The organism is Streptomyces sp. 3N207 (assembly GCF_052246355.1).
Classification (GTDB): Bacteria; Actinomycetota; Actinomycetes; order Streptomycetales; family Streptomycetaceae; genus Streptomyces.
Genome location: NZ_JBQQBV010000017.1, coordinates 100,157 through 115,278, shown reverse-complemented (window position 1 = coordinate 115,278; position 15,122 = coordinate 100,157). Strand labels below are relative to the sequence as shown.

The 15,122-nt window shown below is 71.2% G+C and carries 16 protein-coding genes; 7 read left to right on the top strand and 9 right to left on the bottom strand.

Going from position 1 to position 15,122, the window contains the following annotated elements; all coding sequences use genetic code 11:
• Positions 1-175: 175 nt before the first annotated feature.
• On the bottom strand, positions 176-1,666 hold the full coding sequence (locus ACTWP9_RS25005; RefSeq protein WP_443248509.1) for an MFS transporter: 1,491 nt from the start codon (positions 1,664-1,666) through the stop codon (positions 176-178).
• 101 nt (positions 1,667-1,767) lie between these two features.
• Between ACTWP9_RS25005 and ACTWP9_RS25000 the strand changes: the two genes are divergently transcribed.
• Positions 1,768-2,658 (top strand): helix-turn-helix transcriptional regulator, encoded by an 891-nt coding sequence (locus ACTWP9_RS25000; protein WP_443248508.1) that lies wholly within the window; start codon positions 1,768-1,770, stop codon positions 2,656-2,658.
• Positions 2,659-2,676: 18 nt separating this feature from the next.
• On the opposite strand, the gene ACTWP9_RS24995 is transcribed toward ACTWP9_RS25000, so the two are convergent.
• A complete protein-coding gene (locus ACTWP9_RS24995) occupies positions 2,677-3,324 on the bottom strand; it encodes a TetR/AcrR family transcriptional regulator (RefSeq protein ID WP_443248507.1) in 648 nt (215 codons plus the stop codon).
• A gap of 36 nt (positions 3,325-3,360) precedes the next feature.
• Between ACTWP9_RS24995 and ACTWP9_RS24990 the strand changes: the two genes are divergently transcribed.
• Positions 3,361-3,687 carry a rhodanese-like domain-containing protein gene (locus ACTWP9_RS24990; RefSeq protein WP_443248506.1) on the top strand — a complete coding sequence of 109 codons (327 nt, stop codon included), beginning with the start codon at positions 3,361-3,363 and terminating at the stop codon, positions 3,685-3,687.
• A gap of 147 nt (positions 3,688-3,834) precedes the next feature.
• Positions 3,835-4,983 (top strand): tRNA dihydrouridine synthase DusB, encoded by a 1,149-nt coding sequence (gene dusB / locus ACTWP9_RS24985; RefSeq protein ID WP_443248505.1) that lies wholly within the window; start codon positions 3,835-3,837, stop codon positions 4,981-4,983.
• Positions 4,984-4,993: 10 nt separating this feature from the next.
• On the opposite strand, the gene ACTWP9_RS24980 is transcribed toward dusB, so the two are convergent.
• A complete protein-coding gene (locus ACTWP9_RS24980) occupies positions 4,994-5,476 on the bottom strand; it encodes a gamma-glutamylcyclotransferase family protein (RefSeq protein WP_443248504.1) in 483 nt (160 codons plus the stop codon).
• A gap of 400 nt (positions 5,477-5,876) precedes the next feature.
• Here ACTWP9_RS24980 and ppdK point away from each other — a divergent pair, with 400 nt between their 5' ends.
• On the top strand, positions 5,877-8,654 hold the full coding sequence (gene ppdK, locus ACTWP9_RS24975) for a pyruvate, phosphate dikinase (RefSeq protein ID WP_443248503.1): 2,778 nt from the start codon (positions 5,877-5,879) through the stop codon (positions 8,652-8,654).
• Between the two features lie 207 nt (positions 8,655-8,861).
• On the opposite strand, the gene trxA is transcribed toward ppdK, so the two are convergent.
• Together trxA and ACTWP9_RS24965 are read right to left on the bottom strand one after the other, a co-directional pair.
• Positions 8,862-9,203, bottom strand: a complete 342-nt coding sequence (trxA, locus tag ACTWP9_RS24970; protein WP_443248502.1) for a thioredoxin — start codon at positions 9,201-9,203, stop codon at positions 8,862-8,864.
• 24 nt (positions 9,204-9,227) lie between these two features.
• Positions 9,228-9,656 carry a MerR family transcriptional regulator gene (locus tag ACTWP9_RS24965; protein ID WP_443248501.1) on the bottom strand — a complete coding sequence of 143 codons (429 nt, stop codon included), beginning with the start codon at positions 9,654-9,656 and terminating at the stop codon, positions 9,228-9,230.
• A 223-nt stretch (positions 9,657-9,879) separates the two neighbouring features.
• Between ACTWP9_RS24965 and ACTWP9_RS24960 the strand changes: the two genes are divergently transcribed.
• A complete protein-coding gene (locus ACTWP9_RS24960; RefSeq protein WP_443248500.1) occupies positions 9,880-10,323 on the top strand; it encodes an LppU/SCO3897 family protein in 444 nt (147 codons plus the stop codon).
• A 36-nt stretch (positions 10,324-10,359) separates the two neighbouring features.
• Here ACTWP9_RS24960 and ACTWP9_RS24955 read toward each other — a convergent pair whose 3' ends face one another.
• Both ACTWP9_RS24955 and ACTWP9_RS24950 read right to left on the bottom strand, forming a co-directional pair.
• The gene (locus tag ACTWP9_RS24955; RefSeq protein WP_443248499.1) at positions 10,360-11,100 is read right to left on the bottom strand and encodes a response regulator; all 741 of its coding nucleotides are present in this window, start codon (positions 11,098-11,100) and stop codon (positions 10,360-10,362) included.
• Entirely contained in the window at positions 11,097-12,017 is a 921-nt protein-coding gene (locus ACTWP9_RS24950; RefSeq protein ID WP_443248498.1) for an oxidoreductase, read from the bottom strand. The genes ACTWP9_RS24955 and ACTWP9_RS24950 overlap by 4 nt, the downstream gene beginning before the upstream one ends.
• Positions 12,018-12,145: 128 nt before the next feature.
• Between ACTWP9_RS24950 and aroQ the strand changes: the two genes are divergently transcribed.
• Positions 12,146-12,661, top strand: a complete 516-nt coding sequence (gene aroQ, locus ACTWP9_RS24945; RefSeq protein WP_443248497.1) for a type II 3-dehydroquinate dehydratase — start codon at positions 12,146-12,148, stop codon at positions 12,659-12,661.
• A gap of 42 nt (positions 12,662-12,703) precedes the next feature.
• On the opposite strand, the gene ACTWP9_RS24940 is transcribed toward aroQ, so the two are convergent.
• A complete protein-coding gene (locus tag ACTWP9_RS24940) occupies positions 12,704-13,027 on the bottom strand; it encodes a cupin (protein ID WP_443248496.1) in 324 nt (107 codons plus the stop codon).
• A gap of 90 nt (positions 13,028-13,117) precedes the next feature.
• The gene (locus ACTWP9_RS24935) at positions 13,118-13,999 is read right to left on the bottom strand and encodes an NmrA family transcriptional regulator (protein WP_443248495.1); all 882 of its coding nucleotides are present in this window, start codon (positions 13,997-13,999) and stop codon (positions 13,118-13,120) included.
• A gap of 140 nt (positions 14,000-14,139) precedes the next feature.
• Here ACTWP9_RS24935 and ACTWP9_RS24930 point away from each other — a divergent pair, with 140 nt between their 5' ends.
• Complete coding sequence (locus tag ACTWP9_RS24930) at positions 14,140-15,087, top strand: AraC family transcriptional regulator (RefSeq protein WP_443248576.1); 948 nt, start codon at positions 14,140-14,142, stop codon at positions 15,085-15,087.
• Positions 15,088-15,122 lie beyond the last annotated feature (35 nt).

Below are 15,122 nucleotides of genomic sequence, written 5' to 3'. Positions count from 1 at the left end.
GAGCTGTGGCTGGTCGCGCAGTTCCCCGCGCCCCTTCGGGGCGCGTGCTCCCCGCGGCGATTGGGAGGTCTGCGCCAGAGGCGCAGGGCTGGCAAGCGCAGCCCCCGACGCGGGGTACGCGGGATCGTCGGGCAAGCCCTGGGCGACCGGTGCCGCCCCCTTCGGGGCGCATCGCTCAGGCGATCGTGCGGGGCATCCGCAGTCCCACGACGAGCAGCGCCAGCAACCCGCAGCCCTGAACGGCCAGCGCAGTGCACAGCGCCTCCCGTATGCCGTAGTGCGGTATCAGGGCGAGGAAGAGGGAGCCCAGCGTGGCGACGCCCAGGGCGAGGCCGGACTGTTGGGCCGTGGCTGCGAGGCCGCTGCCGGCGCCGGCGCGGGCGGTGGGGACGCCGGACAGGAGGATGCGGAAATACGTCGGCAACTGCAGGCCCTGCCCTATGCCGCACAGCGCCAGTCCCGGTGCCAGGGCGACCGGCGGTAGGCCGGGCCACTCGGCGAAGAGGGCCAGCAGCAGCGCGCCCAGTCCCGCGCCCTGTGCAACGGCGCTGAGCGCCAGCACCCGCCCCGCGCCGAGCCGTTCGGTCAAGTGGGGTGCCAGTACGGAGGCGGTGAACTGCGCCAGGCCCATCGGCACCAGGGTGAGGCCCGCCTTCAACGCACCGAAATGCAAACCCTGTTGCAACAGCAGTGCACTCTCGAACATAAAGCTGCTGAAGCCCAGAAAGATCGGTGCACCAGCGAGCAGCCCGCGCCGCACTCCCGGCTCGCGTAGCAATGAGGTCGGCAGCAACGGGCTCCGGCCCTCCCTCTCCTCCCGGCGTTCGACGGCGATGAACGCATACGCCAGCACCACCGCTGCACCCAGCAGTGCCACCGACCACCACGGCCACCCGGCCGCACGCCCCTCCGTCAGCGGCAGCAGCAGCGCCACAAGTCCGCACGCCAGCAGTACGGTTCCGGCGATGTCGCCCCGCGCAGGCGACTCCGAGCGGCTGTCCGGCACCGTGCGGGCGCCCAGCGCCAGCGCGACCAGCACCACAGGAACGTTGATGAGGAAGATCGCCCGCCAGCCGGTGCCCGCCGGATCGGCGGCTACCAGCACACCGCCCAGCACCTGCCCGGTGACGACGGAGATCCCGCCGACCGAGCCGAACAGACCGATGGCGCGGGTCCGTTCCCGCCCCTCACTGGTTGCGTGGATCGTGGCCAGCACCTGCGGGAACATCATCGCGGAGGCGGCACCCTGCGCCATCCGCGCGGCGATCAGCCACCACACGCCGGGGGCGAACCCGCAGGCGAGGGAGGTGAGGCCGAAGGCGAGGACGCCGCAGAGGAAGAGCCGCCGCCGTCCGAAGGTGTCACCCAGCCGTCCGCCCAGTACGAGCAGCGAGGCGTAGGCGACGGCGTAACTGGCGACGACCATCTCCAGCGCCGCCGGGGAGGCATGGAGGTCGGCTTCGATGCTGGGAAACGCGACGTTGACGACAAAGAAGTCGATCATGGGCAGCGCCGCACCCAGCAGCAGGGTGAACAGACCGAGAGGACGCAGCGCGGCAGGGGCCCGGAGCGCCGAGGGACGTGGACTGCCGCTGTCTGCGGGGGCGGTGGCGCTCGTCGGGGCGGCGCCACCTGGTTGCGAGGTGGTGACGGCATCGTTGCTCATGACCATGAGCCTCGGCCAGCCGTCAGCCGGGTACCAGACGGTCCTCATCCTGGTATCAGGACTACCTGGCAACAGGATGCGGCGTGCCTCATCCTGGTTCCATGAGCGTCAGCACTCCCGGTACCGGCCGCCCGGCGGCGGAAGCGCCCGCACCGGCCGACCGCATCCGCCGCGGAGAGCTCGCGGCGTTCCTGCGCAGCAGGCGGGAGCGGATCGCCCCGGAGCAGGTGGGGCTGCCCAGGGGGCCGCGGCGCCGTACGCCTGGGCTGCGCCGCGAGGAGGTGGCGCATCTGTCGGCGGTCGGCGTGACCTGGTACACGTGGCTGGAGCAGGCCCGCGACATCCAGGTCTCGGTGCAGGTGCTGGACTCCCTCTCCCGGGCGCTGCTGCTGGACTCCAGCGAGCGCGCTCATCTGTTCGCGCTCGCCGGCACGGCCGACCCCACGCCCGCGAACGAGACGACGGTGCTGCCGCCCGGCATCCGGAAGATGCTCACCCAGCTCGAACCGTTCCCGGCCTGCGTACAGAACGCGCGCTACGACATCCTGGCCTACAACCGCACCTACGGCCGCCTCCTCGGCGACCTGGACATGCACCCGCCCGAGGACCGCAACTGCATGTGGCTGGCCTTCACCGATCCCGACTGGGCGGCGGCCATGCCGGACCGGGAGGAGACGATCCGGCTGATGGCGGCCCGCTTCCGCTCCCGGATGGCCGAGCATCTGGCGGAGCCCGCGTGGAAGGCGCTGCTGAAGCGGATGGAGCGGTACTCGCCGGAGTTCTGCGAGCTGTGGGAGCGGCACGAGGTGGCCCGCGCCGTCGACCAGACCAAGCGCTTCCGCAACCCGCACGTCGGGATGCTGTCCTTCGCCTACCACGGACTGTGGCTCGGCCCGGCCGAGGGCGCCCGCCTGGGCACGTACGTACCGCAGGACCAGGAGACCCAGGCGCGGGTGGAGCGCCTCTACGAACTGGTGACGGGCGAGCAGTAGCCGCCCCTCCCGCTTCCCTCACGCCGGCGCACGCGCCACCCGCACCAGCCCCTCCCGCAGTCGCTCTTCGCCCACCTGCGCCAGTACGGCAGTCACATGCTCGGCCGCCAGCGCTGCGAGCAGCGTGTGCGCGGTGACGGCGGGGTCGGGGGAGCGGGACAGCAGCAGCGCGATGTGCTGATGCCAGAAGCGGTAGGCACCGATCCGGTAGCGCGCACCCCGGCTGGCGGTCTCCGACATCCGCACCAGCTCCAGGTGGTCCAGCAGATAGTCGGTGTACGCGGTGACGAAGGCGACCAGGCGCTCCCCGTCCGGCGCGCCGGGCCCCAGCGGAGGCGGGCCGTGCAGGATCGCCTCCTGCAAGGTGCGCTCCTTGGCGTCCAACAGGGCGGTCGCCAGCCCCGACTTGTCGCCGAAGCGGCGGAAGAGCGTGCCCTTGCCCACTCCGGCGGCCGAGGCGATCTGGTCCATGGACACCCCCTCCACGCCGTGCTCGGCGAACAGCCGCGCTGCGGCTTCCAGCACGGCGGCCCGGTTGCGTGCCGCGTCGGCCCGCTCCTTGGGCGGGGGAGTGCGCAGCAGTTCCAGGGGTGTGGGGCCGGGCGCTGACGCGGGATCCCGGGGCGTTGCGGAAGCGGACCGTGGTCCGTTACTGTTCTCGGGCACACACGGACTATAGTCCGGTTACTTACGGGAGGCAGCATGACCGCGCTCATTTCACGGAACGACCTCAAGGCGGCGATCGACGCGGGCACCGTGACCGTCGTCGATGCGCTGGGCGGCGAGTACTACGCCAGACAGCACCTTCCCGGCGCCGTCTCCCTCGCCCCCGGCGAGGTCGACCAGCTCGCGCCCACAGTGCTGCCGGACACCGGCGCGGCCATCGTCACCTACTGCTCCAACCCCGCCTGCTCCAACAGCGGCCAGGTCGCCGACCGGCTGACGGCGCTCGGGTACACCAACGTGCGCAAGTACCGCGAGGGCATCGAGGACTGGACGCAGGCCGGACTCCCCACCGAGTCCGCCTGACCGGGCCGGACGCCGCTGCGGCACCCTGGCTCCCGTCCGGACGGCAGCCAGGGCGCCGCCCGGACGGGGCCGAACCCGTCGGGGGTCCGGATGGGTGACAATGGGAAGCTGCCCCGCCACCGATCGAGCTTGAGGAACCGCCGTCGTATGAGCCAGCCGAACCAGCCGCTGCACATCGGAGAGCACGCCGTCCAGCCGCCCGTCGTGCTGGCACCGATGGCTGGGATCACCAACGCTCCGTTCCGGACGCTGTGCCGGGAGTTCTCCGGCGGGCGCGGGCTGTTCGTCAGTGAGATGATCACCACCCGGGCGCTGGTGGAGCGCAACGAGAAGACGATGCAGCTCGTCCACTTCGACGCGAGCGAGAAGCCGCGCTCCATCCAGCTGTACGGCGTCGACCCGGTGACCGTCGGCAAGGCGGTGCGGATGATCGCCGACGAGGATCTGGCCGACCACATCGACCTCAACTTCGGCTGCCCCGTCCCCAAGGTCACCCGCAAGGGCGGCGGCTCCGCGCTGCCCTACAAGCGGCCGCTGCTGCGGGCCATCCTGCACGAGGCCGTGGCCAACGCGGGCGGGCGGCCGGTGACGATGAAGATGCGCAAGGGCATCGACGACGACCACCTGACGTATCTGGACGCCGGACGTATCGCCGTGCAGGAGGGCGTCACCGCCATAGCCCTGCACGGCCGCACGGCAGCGCAGCACTACGGCGGGACCGCCGACTGGGACGCCATCGCGCGCCTCAGGGAAGCCGTCCCCGAGATCCCCGTACTGGGCAACGGCGACATCTGGTCGGCCGACGACGCGGTACGCATGATGCGGCAGACCGGCTGCGACGGTGTCGTGGTGGGCCGCGGCTGCCTGGGCCGGCCCTGGCTGTTCGCCGATCTGGTGGCCGCGCTGGCCGGGGACGGCGCGCAGGCGTACGCCCGGCCCACGCTGGCCGAGGTCGCCGACGTCATGGTGCGGCACGCGCGGCTGCTGGGGGAGTGGCTGGGGGACGAGGCGCGCGGCGTCATCGACTTCCGTAAGCATGTCGCCTGGTACACCAAGGGCTTCTCGGTCGGCTCCGAGATGCGCAAGCGGCTCGCCGTCGCGGGCTCGCTGGAGCAGCTGCGCGCGCTGCTCGACGAGCTGGATCTCTCCCAGGAATGGCCGGAAGGCGCCGACGGTCCGCGCGGCCGCACCCACTCGCGCAACAAGGTCGTCCTGCCCGACGGCTGGCTGGACGACCCGTACGAGTGCGGCACCGGCATCGGCGCGGACGCCGAACTGGACACCTCCGGCGGCTGACCGGGCCCTCCTACGCCCGCCCCCGGAACCGGAGCGCCGCGGCCTCCAACCGGATCGCGTAGCGGTCCAGTTGGTGCCCCGCGAAGGTGTCCGCTTCCCAGTTCTGCGGACGTACCTCGCCCGGGTCGGCCCAGACGTACGCCCAGGTCTCACCCGCTCCGTCTCCGCCCCCGTCCCGGTCCACAGGGAGGCGGCGCAGCTCGTACTCGTCGTCCTCGAAGTCGTCCAGTACGCGCCACTCGTGGGTGCTCAGGCCGCTCAGCAGCAGCCCGGTCGCCGTCTGTCCCGGCGCGGGAACCAGCCCGGGGTAGGGCCGGCCGGTGAGTGCCGCGGTGCGCCAGCCGGAGACGGTGCCGGGGGTGGCGGACGGAACGCGGCCGAGCAGGGCGGTCAGGATGCGGCGGAAGCGGAGGGTGCCGTAGACGAAGAGGGTGTCCGCTGCCCTGTCGACGGGGGAGAGGCGCGGGACGGGGCCGGGGTTCGAGTCGATCACCCCGGCAATTTACTGCGGACGGCAGCCCGTCCGGATGGTGAGACGTTCACCCGTTCAGCCGCGTGATTCGCGCCACCTTGATCGAGGGTACGCTCAGATGAGCGCTCAGATGTGAGCTGTAGATCTCCAAGGAGCGGCCCGCGGTTTTACCGACCCTTGGTTCCTGGGTTGGAGGCGACGGCTACTCACCGTGCTGAAAACCATGATCCATACAGCCCACCGTCATCATCCGTTCGAGTTCTGAATGGTATGCCCAATCAGCCCGGACGGCCCTGCACTTTCGATCTCTCGGCACACGGGTGGTTACAGCCGTGTGACGTGCTGTTGGACGTACTCGTAAGCCTTTGATCTGGGTACGCTCCCCGCCGTCAGGGCAGCCGACCACGAGGAGCCGAGTCCGGTGCCGGTTCACGCGAAGAACACAGAGTCCGCGAACGCAGAGTCCGCAGTAGGCGCGTCGCAGCAGCAGTCGCAGCAGCGGAAGTTCGTCTATGACTTCAGCGAGGGCAACAAGGACCTCAAGGACCTCCTCGGCGGGAAGGGAGCCAACCTCGCCGAGATGACCAACCTCGGTCTGCCCGTCCCTCCGGGCTTCACCATCACCACCGAAGCCTGCAAGGCGTACCTGGAGTCCGGCGAGGCCCCCGCGGCGCTCCGGGATCAGGTGAGCGCGCATCTGGCCGCGCTCGAGGAGGGGATGGGCAAGAAGCTCGGCCAGGCGGACGACCCGCTGCTGGTCTCCGTACGCTCCGGCGCCAAGTTCTCCATGCCCGGGATGATGGACACCGTCCTCAACATCGGGCTCTCCGACGCGTCCGTGCACGGGCTGGCGGCCCAGTCCGGCGACGAGCGCTTCGCGTGGGACTCCTACCGCCGCCTCATCCAGATGTTCGGCGACACCGTGCTCGGTATCGAAGGTGAGCGGTTCTCCGAGACGCTGGACGAGGTCAAGAGCGCGCGCGGCGCCAGGACCGACGTGGATCTGACGGCGGACGACCTCAAGGAACTGGTCAGCAAGTTCAAGTCGATCGTCTCCGAGGAGACGGGCCGCGACTTCCCGCAGGACCCGCGCGAGCAGATGGACTTGGCCGTCCGCGCGGTCTTCGACTCGTGGAACGGCGCCCGCGCCCGGCTCTACCGCCGCCAGGAGCGCATCCCGCACGACCTGGGCACCGCCGTCAACATCTGCTCGATGGTCTTCGGCAACCTCGGCCCCGACTCCGGCACCGGTGTTGCCTTCACCCGTGACCCGGCCAGCGGCCAGCAGGGCGTCTACGGCGACTACTTGCAGAACGCCCAGGGCGAAGACGTCGTCGCCGGCATCCGCAACACCGTGCCGCTCGCCGATCTGGAACAGCTCGACAAGGCGTCGTACGACCAGCTGATGCAGATCATGGAGACCCTGGAGAACCACTACCGGGATCTGTGCGACATCGAGTTCACCATCGAGCGCGGCAAGCTGTGGATGCTCCAGACGCGGGTCGGCAAGCGCACCGCGGCCGCCGCCTTCCGCATCGCCACCCAACTCGTCGACCAGGGGCTGATCGACGAGGCCGAGGCGTTGCAACGAGTCAACGGCACCCAGCTCGCCCAGCTGATGTTTCCCCGCTTCGACAGCAACGGCGGTGTCAAGGAAGCCGACCAGATCGGCTGGGGCATCGCCGCCTCCCCGGGCGCAGCCGTGGGCAAGGCCGTCTTCGACTCCTACACCGCCATCAAGTGGTCCCGCTCCGGTGAGAAGGTCATCCTCATCCGCCGTGAGACCAACCCGGACGACCTGGACGGCATGCTCGCGGCCGAGGGCATCCTCACCTCGCGCGGCGGCAAGACCTCGCACGCGGCCGTCGTCGCCCGCGGCATGGGCAAGACCTGTGTGTGCGGCGCCGAGGAGCTGGAGGTCGACACCAAGCGGCGCTGCCTCAAGACCCAGGACGGGCGGGTCATCGAGGAGGGCGACGTCGTCTCCATCGACGGCTCGACCGGCAAGGTCTACGCGGGCGAGGTACCGGTCGTGCCCTCCCCGGTCGTGGAGTACTTCGAGGGCCGGATGCACGCGGGCGCCGACGACGCCGACGAACTGGTCAAGGCCGTCCACCGGATCATGGCGTACGCGGACCGGGTACGCAGGCTGCGGGTGCGGGCCAACGCCGACAACGCCGAGGACGCCGCGCGCGCCCGCCGGTTCGGCGCCCAGGGCATCGGCCTGTGCCGTACCGAGCACATGTTCCTCGGGGAGCGGCGCGAGCTGGTCGAGCGGCTGATCCTCGCCGACACCGAGGACGAGCGCGAGCAGGCGCTGGGCGCTCTGCTGCCGCTCCAGAAGGGCGACTTCATCGAGCTGTTCGAGTCGATGGACGGCCTGCCGGTGACGGTGCGGCTGCTGGACCCGCCGCTGCACGAGTTCCTGCCGGACATCACCGAGCTGTCCGTACGCGTCGCACTCGCCGAGTCCCGCAAGGACGCCAACGAGAACGACCTGCGGCTGCTCCAGGCCGTGCACCGGCTGCATGAGCAGAACCCCATGCTGGGCCTGCGCGGTGTCCGCCTCGGGCTGGTCATCCCGGGCCTGTTCACCATGCAGATCCGCGCCATCGCCGAGGCGTCGGCGGAGCGCAAGGCCGCCGGCGGCGACCCGCGCGCCGAGATCATGATCCCGCTGGTGGGCACCGTGCAGGAGCTGGAGCTCGTCCGCGAGGAGGCCGAGCAGGTCATCACGGAGATCGAGCGCGAGCACAACGTGGACCTGGGGCTCACCCTCGGTACGATGATCGAGCTGCCCCGCGCGGCGCTCACCGCCGGGCAGATCGCCGAGTGCGCCGACTTCTTCTCCTTCGGCACCAACGACCTCACCCAGACCGTGTGGGCGTTCAGCCGCGACGATGTGGAGGCCAGCTTCTTCACGGCCTACCTGGAGAGAGGCATCTTCGGCGTCTCCCCCTTCGAGACCATCGACAAGGACGGCGTCGGCGCCCTGGTCCGCAGCGCCGTCGAGGCCGGCCGGGCCACCCGGCCCGACCTCAAGCTCGGTGTGTGCGGCGAGCACGGCGGTGACCCGGAGTCGGTGCACTTCTTCCACGAGGTGGGCCTCGACTACGTCTCCTGCTCCCCCTTCCGGATCCCGGTGGCCCGTCTGGAGGCAGGCCGCGCGGCGGCCCAGCAGCAGACTGCCGCCCCCTGAGCCATTCAACCGCCGGGCTCCCGTTCCGCACCCACCCTCACCGCAGAACGGCCCGGACCAGGAGGCGGCACCCGTGCGGGGGTGCCGCCTCCATTGTTCGGCCGGACCGGTGCCGGGGTGCCCCTCTCCGTCGGTTGCGGGATGCGAGTCCGTTGTGGCTGAGCGCGCCGTTCCCCGCGCCCCTGACGGGGCGCGTGCTCCCTCGCGTCAGCGCGTCTCGTCCAGACCCAGTTGCTCCACCAGCCGGCGCTTGGGCTGGGCGCCCACCACCGAGCGAGCGGGCTCGCCGTCGCGGAAGAGGATCAGGGTGGGCATCGAGAGAACGCCGTAGGCGGCCTGGGTCTCGGGGTTGCGGTCCACATCCAGGGAGACGACCTTCAGGGTGCCCGGGTGCTCCTCGGCGAGCTGGGCGAGCACCGGGGCGACCATTCGGCACGGCGGGCACCACTCGGCGGTGAAGTCGACCAGTACCGGGATGTCGGAGCGCAGCACCTCCTCGGTGAACGTCGCGTCCGTGACTTCCCTCAGGTGTGCGGTTGTTGTGCTCATGGGCCGTTGTCTCCCTTGCGTCTCTCACGTGTGTCCGGCAACGGGTCGTGGCGGGCTCAGCTCGCACCGCGGTTCGGGGCCGTGCGGCGAATCCGCCGCTGCCTCGACCTCGGCGCGGGCCAGCCGTGCGGCGACCTCGTCCCGTACGGAGCGCAGTTCGGCCATGCACGCGTCCAGTTCGGCGAGCTTGCGGCGGTAGACCTCCAGCGAGTCCGGGCAGGAGTCGCCCGCCGGGTGACCCGCGCGCAGGCACTCGACGAACGGCCGGGTCTCCTCCAGCTCGAAGCCGTTCTCCTGCAGCGTCCTGATCTGCCGCAGCACCCGCAGGTCGTCCTCGCCGAACGTGCGGTACCCGTGCGCGTCCCGCGCCACGGTCAGCAGACCCCGGGACTCGTAGTAGCGCAGGGCCCGCGTGGTCGTACCAGCGCGCTTTGCGAGCTCTCCGATGCGCATGCGGCCCTCCTTTCCGCGTGCTCTTCCGCCGTGCTCTCCCGCGGTGCACTGCCGTGCTTTCGTACGGTGCTCGGCACGCTATGGGTTGACGCTGACGTCAACGCAACGGCGGGCGAAAGCATTGCCGGGGGGGTGCGGTGAGAGGTGCGTGGGGGAGCCCTTACAGTAACCGCGAACATTCGCGCATTAGCGCGAGGATCAGCGAACACCTCTCGGGGGACCCATGTCCGCACCATCGCCGTACCAGAACCAGCCCCACGGCTACCCGCCGCCTCCCGGCGGTCCGCAGCGCCGTCCGCAGGCGAGCCCGCTGCGCGGTCTGATCGCCGCCATCGTCGTCCTGGCGATATTCGGTGGCGGGGCCTGGTACGTGTACAAGTACAACACCGACCCCAACGGCGGGAAGGCCAAGGCGGAGGCGTCGCAGTCCGCACAGGTCGAGGAGGACAAGACGCACGACCCGCAGGAGGGCGACTGCGTGAAGATCGAGGGCACCAAGGAGGACCCGCTGCCCACGATCGTCGAGTGCGGTTCGTCCGAGGCCGAGTACAAGACCGGTGAGCGCCTCTTCGGGCCGGGCAAGGAGTGCCCGGCCAAGTACAACTACGGCATCCAGTATTCGAGCAACCGCGGTGCCGACTACACCATGTGCTTCACCAAGGTCTGACCCGCGACTCCACGACAGGCAGCCCTCCGCGCCGTCTCACACCCGGTGAAAGCGGCGCTCGGGGCGGCCTGTCGTGCCGTACCGGAGGGTCACCCGTGCCGTGCCGGTCGCGACGAAGTGCTCCAGATAGCGGCGGGCGCTCACCCGGGACAGCCCGCTGTGCTCGGCGCACTCGGAGGCGGACAGACCCGTCTCCCGCGGGCTGGCGTCGAGCGCGGCACGTACCAGGGCAGCCGTCTGCTCGGTCAGCCCCTTGGGCAGTGCGCGGGCACGGGCCGTACGGGTGACCACGGCAGCGCCTTCGGGAACCCGCGCTGCCGCATCCGGTGCGCCCGTACCGCCGCCGGAGAACACCCGGTCCAGCTCTTCCTGGCCGGGCGCGGTCAGCGACTCGAACTCCCGCCGCTCCTGCGCGTACCGCTCCAGCCGCTCGCTCAGCAGGCGCCCCTCGAACGGTTTGACGACGTACTGCACGGCGCCGCCGTGCCGTGCGGCCCGTACGCTCTCCGCGTCCCTGGCCGCCGTGATCACCAGCACGTCGGGGCCGCCGCCGGGCGCACCGGCACCGCGCAGTTGCCGCAGCACCTCCAGCCCGCTCACATCGGGCAGATACAGATCCAGCAGCACCAGATCGGGTGCGGTCTCCCGCACCAGCGCAAGTGCCTCCGCACCGCTGTGCGCCACTGCCGCGACCTCGAACCCTGGCACCCGGGAGACCAGCGTGCTGTGCAGCCGGGCCACCATGAAGTCGTCGTCGACGACCAGCACCCGGATCACGAAGGCACCCCGTAGGTGACCCCCGTCAGCTGTTCCGAGGCCGCCCACAGCCGCTCGGCCGCCACATCGCTGAGCGTCCAGGGGGCCCGCCAGGACGGCGCCGGGGCACCCCGCCAGCCCAGCAGCCGTGGCCCCGTGAAGGAGTCGGAGGCCACCCCGGGGGCCGTTGCCGCGTACAGCGTCGGCAGCGCGCCCGCCTCGGCCGACTGTGCGACAAGCCTGTTGCCCAGCGCCATCACCCGCTCGGCAGCTTTCCTGCCCTCCATGCGTGCCCCGGCGGTCTGCAGATTGGTGGCCGCGTAGCCGGGGTGTGCGGCCGCGGCGACGAGCGGGGTGTCGGCCAGCCGGCGGGCCAGCTCGTGGGTGAAGAGCAGATTGGCGGTCTTGGAGCGGCCGTAGGCGACCCAGCGCCGGTAGGAGTGCTCGCTGTTGAGGTCCGCGATGTCGATGTTGGCCAGCGCGTGCGCTCCGCTGGAGACGGTGATGACGCGGGGTGTGGGGGCGGCGAGCAGCCGGTCCAGCAGCAGTCCGGTGAGGGCGAAGTGCCCCAGGTGGTTGACGCCGAACTGCCGCTCGAAGCCGTCCGCAGTCCTGCCGTACGGCAATGCCATCACGCCCGCGTTGTTGATGAGCAGGTCCACCCGGTCGTCCGGCAGCTCCTTGGCGAACGCCCGTACCGACGCCAGGTCGCCCAGGTCGAGCCGGCGCAGCTCGGTGCGCGGCCCCGCCTCCGGCAGCTCCTGGACGAGCTCGTCCCGCGCCCGGCCGCCGCGCTCCTCGTCCCGGCAGGCCAGCACGACACGGGCGCCGCGGCGTGCCAGCTCCCGGGCCGTCACGAGGCCGATCCCGCTGTTGGCGCCGGTCACGACCGCCGTACGGCCGCTCTGGTCGGGGATGTTCCGCGCTGTCCAGCCCATCGCTCGCCCTGCTCCTCGCCTCGGTCAGCCCCCCTCACCTGTGGAGGCTAGCGGCACGCCCCCCATCGGTCGAGGTCAGCGGCACCGGGGCCCGGGCCCGGCCGCCCGGCGGGCTCTAGGCTGCACCCATGAACGCGAATTCTCCCGCTGCTGCGCCCTCCGTCGCGCCCTCCACGGCACCGCGCGTGCTGCTCCTGCACGGTCCCAACCTCAACCTGCTCGGCGAGCGCGACCAGGCCACCTACGGCAGCACCACCCTGCGGGACGTCGAAGAGCGCACCACGGCGCTCGGCAAGGAGCTGGGCGCCGAGGTGCGCTGCGCGCAGAGCAACAGCGAGGGAGCGCTCATCGACTTCGTCCACGGCACCCGGAGCGGCGACGACGGCATCGTCTTCAACCCCGGTGCCTACGCGCACTACAGCTATGCGCTGCGGGACGCCATCGAAGCCGTCGCCGGTCTCGGCATCCCGTGCGTGGAGGTGCACATCTCCAATGTGCACGCCCGCGAGCCCTTCCGGCACACCTCGGTGACCGCGCCCGTGTGCCAGGGAATGGTCTCCGGACACGGCATCTTCGGCTACGACCTGGCGCTGCGTTCGGTACTGCACCGCATCGCGGAGTGGAAGGCCCGCGAGGGGGCCTGACCAGGCGCACCGTCAGCCTGGCCAGGAGGGGCCAGGAGTCGGTCAGTCGGTGCCCGTCACCGCGGTCAGGATGAATGCCGTGTCCTCCAGTGCGAGCACCCCGTGCCGCAGATGAGGCACCCGCTGGATCTGCCCGGCACCGACGTCCTGGTCGGCGGTGCCCTCGGTGAGCCGGATGCTGCCCTGGAGGACGTGGACGCTCATCGCGGGAGGCGTGTTGTGCTCCTCCAGAGACGAGCCCTTCGTCAGTGCGATGACGGACTGCCGCAGCGGTCCGTCGTGCAGGAAGAGGTACGCGCTGCGGCCGTGCGGGTCTTTCCTTGCCAGCGCCAGGTGCTCGGCGGCCAGTGCGGTCACATCGTCCATGCATCCATCGTCCCGCGCACGGCCCATGATGCAACCGGGCGACCCGCGGTACCGCCGCGGATTCCCTCCGCAGGCCGCCCCGCCGGACGGTCAGCCCTGCCACGCGTCCTTCGCCGCCGCCTCCCGGGCGAAGTCGGTGAAGTCCCGGCCCGTACGGCCGAGCACCTCCCGGACACCGTGCGAGACGACCGCGTTGCGCCCGTCCATGAGCTGGGTGAACAGCTCGATCAGGAACGCCACCAGTTCCGGCTCCAGGCCCTGCCCGGCCAGCCACTCGGCGTACTCCTCGGGCGGGACCGGCACATAGCGCACCGTCGGCCCGCCGGCCGCGGCCAGCTCGGCGACGGCCTCCCCGAAGCTGAGCAGACGCGGCCCCGTCAGATCGTGGACCCGGCCGTGCTGACCCTCTTCCGTCAGCGCGGTCACGGCCACCTGGGCGATGTCGTCCGCGTCGATGAACGGCTCGCGTACATCGCCCGCAGGGAAGGGCAGTTCGCCCGCCATGACGTACGGCAGGAAGACGCCCTCGCTGAAGTTCTGGAAGAACCAGCTCGTGCGCAGGATCGTCCACTCCGTGCCCGCTTCCCGTACCGCCTGCTCCGTCGGGAGCGCAAGGTCCTCGCCGCGGGACGAGAGCAGCACCAGCCGCCGCACCCCGGCTCGTGCGGCGCGCTGTCCGAACGCGCGTACCGCGTCCGCGGTCCCGGGGGCGCCCACGTCGGGCTGGCAGACGACGAAAACGGCGCCCACTCCCTCCAGCGCGGCGTCCCAGGTGGCGGGGGACTTCCAGTCGAACGGCGGCTGTCCGGAGCGGGAGCCCACGCGTACCGGGTGGCCACGTTCGCGAAGCCGCTCGACGACCCTGCTGCCGTTCTTGCCGGTGCCGCACAGGACGAGGACCGGGGCCGGTGCGCTCTCCTGCTCCGCGGTGTTCGCTGTCGTTGCTGTATTCATCGGCGTGTGCTGTGTCATGGCTTCAGCCAACGCTCTTCGGGCGGCCCGGAACATTGCTCAGCGGCTCAACTCCATGTCCGCGCGTCTAAGCTGCTGTTGTGACAACAGTCGTTCCACAGAGTGCGAGAAGTACGCAGCAGGCTGAGCACACCGACGGGCTGACCGAGGCGCTCACCGACGTGCTGAGCGGGGCCCGGGCGCGGGGCGGGCTCTTCCACCGGGTGCTGCTCGCACCACCGTGGGCCGTGCGCGTGCAGGACGGCACCCCGCTGTCGGTGGCGGCCATGCTGCGGGGGGAGGGCTGCGTACGGCATTCCGAGGACCCTCGGCCGGTACGGATGACGCCGGGCGATGTGGTGGTGCTGCGCGGCCCGGCGCCGTACGTGCTCGCCGACGACCCGGCGACCGAGCCGGGACTGCTGATCCAGCCGGGCGACTGCTGCACCACCCCGGACGGGGTCGACATGTGCGAGGAGCTCGCGCTGGGGGTGCGTACCTGGGGCCGCAGCATGGACGATCCCACCGTGCTGCTGAGCGGCAACTACCAGCTGCACGGCGACCTCAGCGCACGGCTGCTCGACGCGCTGCCGCCCGTGCTGGTGCTGCGCAGGCATGAGTGGGATTCGGGGCTGATGCCGCTGGTCGCCGCTGAGGTCGTCAAGGAGGCGCCGGGCCAGCAGATGGTCCTCGACCGGCTGCTGGACCTGCTGCTGGTCTCGGTGCTGCGCGCCTGGTTCGCCCGCCCCGAGGCGCGCGCCCCCGCCTGGTACCGCGCACAGAGCGACCCCGTGGTCGGGGTGGCGCTGCGGCTGCTGCACGAGCAGCCCGGGCACGCCTGGACGGTGGCGGCGCTCGCGGCCAAGGCCGGGGTGTCCCGGGCGAGCCTCGCCCGGCGCTTCGCCGAACTGGTCGGCGAGCCACCCATGACCTACCTCGCCCACTGGCGCATCGACCTGGCGGCCCGGCTGCTGCGCGAGCAGGGGGCGACCCTGCAGGCGGTCGCCCGCCGGGTGGGGTACGCGGACGGCTTCGCCCTGAGCGCCGCCTTCAAACGGCTGCGCGGCGTCAGCCCCACGGCGTATCTCGCGGGGCTCACCACGGGCTGAGCCGTCCGCGTTCCCGGCAACGCTGTCGGTGGCCG

What these genes read in the sequence shown, in the direction of transcription:
- ACTWP9_RS24990 (WP_443248506.1), top strand. Translation starts at nt 3,361, where the DNA reads ATGACCGCGCTCATTTCACGGAACGACCTCAAGGCGGCGATCGACGCG.
- ACTWP9_RS24940 (WP_443248496.1), bottom strand. Translation starts at nt 13,027, where the DNA reads ATGGACGATGTGACCGCACTGGCCGCCGAGCACCTGGCGCTGGCAAGG.
- ACTWP9_RS24960 (WP_443248500.1), top strand. Translation starts at nt 9,880, where the DNA reads ATGTCCGCACCATCGCCGTACCAGAACCAGCCCCACGGCTACCCGCCG.
- trxA (WP_443248502.1), bottom strand. Translation starts at nt 9,203, where the DNA reads ATGAGCACAACAACCGCACACCTGAGGGAAGTCACGGACGCGACGTTC.
- ACTWP9_RS24935 (WP_443248495.1), bottom strand. Translation starts at nt 13,999, where the DNA reads ATGACACAGCACACGCCGATGAATACAGCAACGACAGCGAACACCGCG.
- ACTWP9_RS25000 (WP_443248508.1), top strand. Translation starts at nt 1,768, where the DNA reads ATGAGCGTCAGCACTCCCGGTACCGGCCGCCCGGCGGCGGAAGCGCCC.
- aroQ (WP_443248497.1), top strand. Translation starts at nt 12,146, where the DNA reads ATGAACGCGAATTCTCCCGCTGCTGCGCCCTCCGTCGCGCCCTCCACG.
- ACTWP9_RS25005 (WP_443248509.1), bottom strand. Translation starts at nt 1,666, where the DNA reads ATGAGCAACGATGCCGTCACCACCTCGCAACCAGGTGGCGCCGCCCCG.
- ACTWP9_RS24950 (WP_443248498.1), bottom strand. Translation starts at nt 12,017, where the DNA reads ATGGGCTGGACAGCGCGGAACATCCCCGACCAGAGCGGCCGTACGGCG.
- ACTWP9_RS24965 (WP_443248501.1), bottom strand. Translation starts at nt 9,656, where the DNA reads ATGCGCATCGGAGAGCTCGCAAAGCGCGCTGGTACGACCACGCGGGCC.
- dusB (WP_443248505.1), top strand. Translation starts at nt 3,835, where the DNA reads ATGAGCCAGCCGAACCAGCCGCTGCACATCGGAGAGCACGCCGTCCAG.